Origin of the sequence: Aeromonas sp. HMWF015 (assembly GCF_963878965.1) — a bacterium.
Classification (GTDB): Bacteria; Pseudomonadota; Gammaproteobacteria; order Enterobacterales; family Aeromonadaceae; genus Aeromonas; species Aeromonas veronii.
This window is the reverse complement of sequence record NZ_CAWNZT010000220.1, coordinates 4,726-8,117: the sequence shown is the minus strand read 5'-3', so window position 1 is coordinate 8,117 and position 3,392 is coordinate 4,726. Positions and strand designations below refer to the sequence as shown.

4 protein-coding genes are annotated in these 3,392 nt (G+C 55.0%); all 4 read left to right on the top strand.

What is annotated here, in order from left to right:
• The coding region (locus AACS18_RS12060; protein WP_181363270.1) for a polysaccharide biosynthesis protein at positions 1–556 on the top strand (556 nt) is incomplete at its 5' end.
• Positions 553–1,695, top strand: a complete 1,143-nt coding sequence (gene pseC / locus AACS18_RS12055) for a UDP-4-amino-4,6-dideoxy-N-acetyl-beta-L-altrosamine transaminase (protein WP_108542039.1) — start codon at positions 553–555, stop codon at positions 1,693–1,695. The genes AACS18_RS12060 and pseC, both read left to right, overlap by 4 nt.
• Complete coding sequence (locus AACS18_RS12050; RefSeq protein ID WP_108542038.1) at positions 1,686–2,531, top strand: aldo/keto reductase; 846 nt, start codon at positions 1,686–1,688, stop codon at positions 2,529–2,531. Before pseC ends, AACS18_RS12050 begins: the two co-directional genes overlap by 10 nt.
• Positions 2,528–3,283: a cytidylyltransferase domain-containing protein gene (locus AACS18_RS12045; protein ID WP_108612391.1), complete on the top strand. Its 756-nt coding sequence runs from the start codon at positions 2,528–2,530 to the stop codon at positions 3,281–3,283. Before AACS18_RS12050 ends, AACS18_RS12045 begins: the two co-directional genes overlap by 4 nt.
• Positions 3,284–3,392: the final 109 nt, after the last annotated feature.

Genomic DNA, 3,392 nt, shown 5'->3' with positions numbered 1-3,392 from the left:
CAATATGGCGGGCAAGAACCCGACCATCTTCTCGGTGGTACGTTATGGCAACGTGGTCGGCTCCAGGGGCTCCGTGGTTCCCTTCTTCGACAATCTGATCAAGAGCGGCGCCAGTACGCTGCCTATCACCCACCCCGAGATGACCCGCTTCTGGCTGACCTTGCAGCAAGGCGTAGATTTTGTTCTTAGCAACTTCCAGCGTATGCGCGGTGGCGAACTGTTCGTGCCGAAAATCCCGTCGGTCAAGATCACCGATCTGGCGGCAGCCATGGCTCCGACCCTTAAGCAGGAGATCATCGGCATCCGTGCGGGGGAGAAGCTGCACGAGGTGATGTGTCCGGCTGACGACTCTTTCCACACTTATGAGTTCAACGATTACTACGTGATTGCACCCAGCATCAGTTTCACCAGCCGCAACAATGATTTCAGCGTTAATGCTCTGGGTGAAACAGCCACACTGGTTGCACCGGGCTTTGAATACAATTCCCTAAATAATCAGCACTTTCTGTCGATAGCCGAACTACAGAGCATGAACCAGCAGGTATTGTCCGAATGATCCCTTATGGCCGCCAATCGATCAGCGATGCCGATATAGAAGCCGTCGTTGCCGTACTGAAATCTGATTATCTGACCCAAGGCCAAGCTGTTCCCGCTTTCGAACAAGGACTGGCCGATTACTGCCAAGTGCCGCATGTGGTTGCTTGCAGTAACGGCACCACTGCGCTTCATCTGGCCTGCGCAGTTCTGGATATTGGCGCCAAAGATACAGTTTGGGTTTCTGCGGTCAGTTTTGTTGCCTCAGCGAACTGCGTTCGATACTGCAATGCCAACGTTGATTTTGTCGACGTTGACCCTGCTACCGGTAACCTCGATGTAGTGGCACTGGATAAAAAACTGCAGCAAGCTATGCGCACCCACTCCCTTCCAAAAGCGCTGATTGCTGTACATCTGGCCGGACAGCCCTGCGATCTCGAAGAGATCGGTGCGCTCTGTCGCCAGTACGGAATCGTTCTGATCGAGGATGCCTGCCATGCACTGGGTGCCCACTATCAGGGGTCACCTATCGGTAGTTGCCGTCACAGCGATATGACGGTCTTCAGCTTTCATCCGGTCAAACCGATTACGACCGCAGAAGGAGGCGCTGTCACCACCCGGGATCAGGTGCTGGCCGACAAATTGCGACTCTATCGCAGCCATGGAATCACTCGAGATCCGCAAGCGCTGCTCATGCCCTCTCCCGGAGAGTGGTATTACGAACAACAACTTCTGGGCTTCAACTATCGCTTGACCGACATTCAGGCGGCACTAGGGCTTAGTCAGTTGAGCCGTCTTGATCAGTTCATTACCCAGCGTCGTGAACTTGCCAGGCGATATGACGCGCTGTTATCCCCCTTGCCAGTCCAGCCGTTGCAGCAGAGTAATAATCGCCAGAGCGGTTATCACCTCTATGTCATTCAGGTGGCTGAACGCGATCAGGTGTTTGCCCGCCTGCGTGCTGCCGGCATTGGCGTCAACGTTCACTATATTCCTATCCCAGCCCAGCCCTACTACCGTGGGCTGGGACATGACCCAGCAGCCTATCTGGGCGCACAAGCCTACTATCAGGGAGCAATCTCTCTTCCACTGTTCCCGGCTCTGACTCTCTCAGAGCAGCAACAGGTCGTAAATGCGCTGGAGCAGGCTCTATGCGGCTAGCTCTGGGCACAGTGCAATTCGGTCTGGATTACGGGATCAGCAATCACGACGGACAAGTCAGCGATGAGGAACTCGACGCGATCATTGCGTTAGCTCGTCAAGCAGGTATCGATACCCTGGATACGGCGCAAGCCTATGGCAATGCCGAGCAGAGGCTGGGGCAAAGAGATATCACCGACTTCACTCTCATCGACAAGCTGGCACCAGGGCTACCGCTGTCCGATGTTAAGGCAGCGCTCAACAACAGCTTGCATTGGCTGGGGCGAAAACGGCTCGATGGTTTGCTGCTGCACCGTAGCCAAGATGCCTCACCTGCCTTGTTCGAGTTACTCACCGATTTGCAGCAACAGGGCGCGATCGGAAAACTCGGGATCTCCGTCTACTCCCCGGAGGAGCTCGATACCTGGAGCGCAGCTGGCTATCCTCTGGAACTGGTGCAATTACCTGCCAATTTGCTCGATCAACGCTTTTTACGCACTGGATGGCTCGACAAACTGGTAGATATGGGATGTGAAATCCATGTTCGCTCGCTCTTTTTACAGGGCCTGTTATTGATGCAACCAGCGCAGCGACCTGACTATTTTCAGCGTTTCGCTACCGCACTTGAACGGTTTGACCACTGGCATCCCTCGGTGGCCCCGCTTGGCAGAGCCCTCTCCATCATGACAGCCCTACCACAGGTGAGCCGCTTTGTTGTCGGTGTTTGTCATGCCCAAGAGCTGGCCGCCATCGTTGCGGCCAGTCAAGTACAGCACGAGTGCTACGAGGCCGATATCGCACACCTGGCGTCTATGGAACAGGAACTTATCAACCCCGGACTCTGGAGAACACGATGATCTTGGGTATTCTACAGGCCAGAACCAGTTCTTCCCGCCTGCCCAACAAGGTACTAAAGGAACTGCTGGGCGAACCCATGCTGGCAAGGCAGATTGAACGGCTGCAACAGAGCAAGCTGCTGGATAAACTGTTGGTTGCCACCAGCGATCAGTCGGAAGATCGCGCCATTGCCGAGCTGTGCGAGAGGTTGAATATCCCCTGTTTCTGCGGTCCTCTTGACGATGTGTTGTTGCGTTTCTATCTGGCGGCCCAACCCTACAGTCCGACCCATGTTGTGCGTCTCACCGGTGACTGCCCACTGGCTGACCCTATGGTAATAGACGAGCTGATAGCCCTCCATCTCTCGGGCAAGTTCGACTACAGCAGCAACTGCGGCAATCCTAGTTATCCGGATGGGCTGGATGCCGAGATCATGAGTGGAGCGACTCTGGCAACCTTGCAGGAAAAGGCCGCCACGCAGACCGAGCGGGAACATGTCACCTATTACGTTCGCTGTCATTCCGAACAGTTTTCTATCGGCGAACTGCAGCGCTCGCCTTCGCTGGCCCACTTGCGCTGGACTGTCGATGAGCCTGCCGACTTTGAACTGGTAGAGCGAATTTATCAGACTCTCTATCCTGCCAACCCAACCTTTACGACCGACGATATCCTCGCCCTGCTGGCGCAGCAGCCGGAGCTGACAACACTTAATACCCGGCACAAGCGCAACGAAGGATTGGCTAATTCGCTGGCCAAGGAGAATCATATATGACCTCACGTTATCAACATTCACTTGCTCTCTCGGCACGTGCGGAACAGAGCATTCCACTCGGCTCCCAAACCTTCTCCAAAAGTCGCCTTTGTTTCCCCTATGGCGCCGC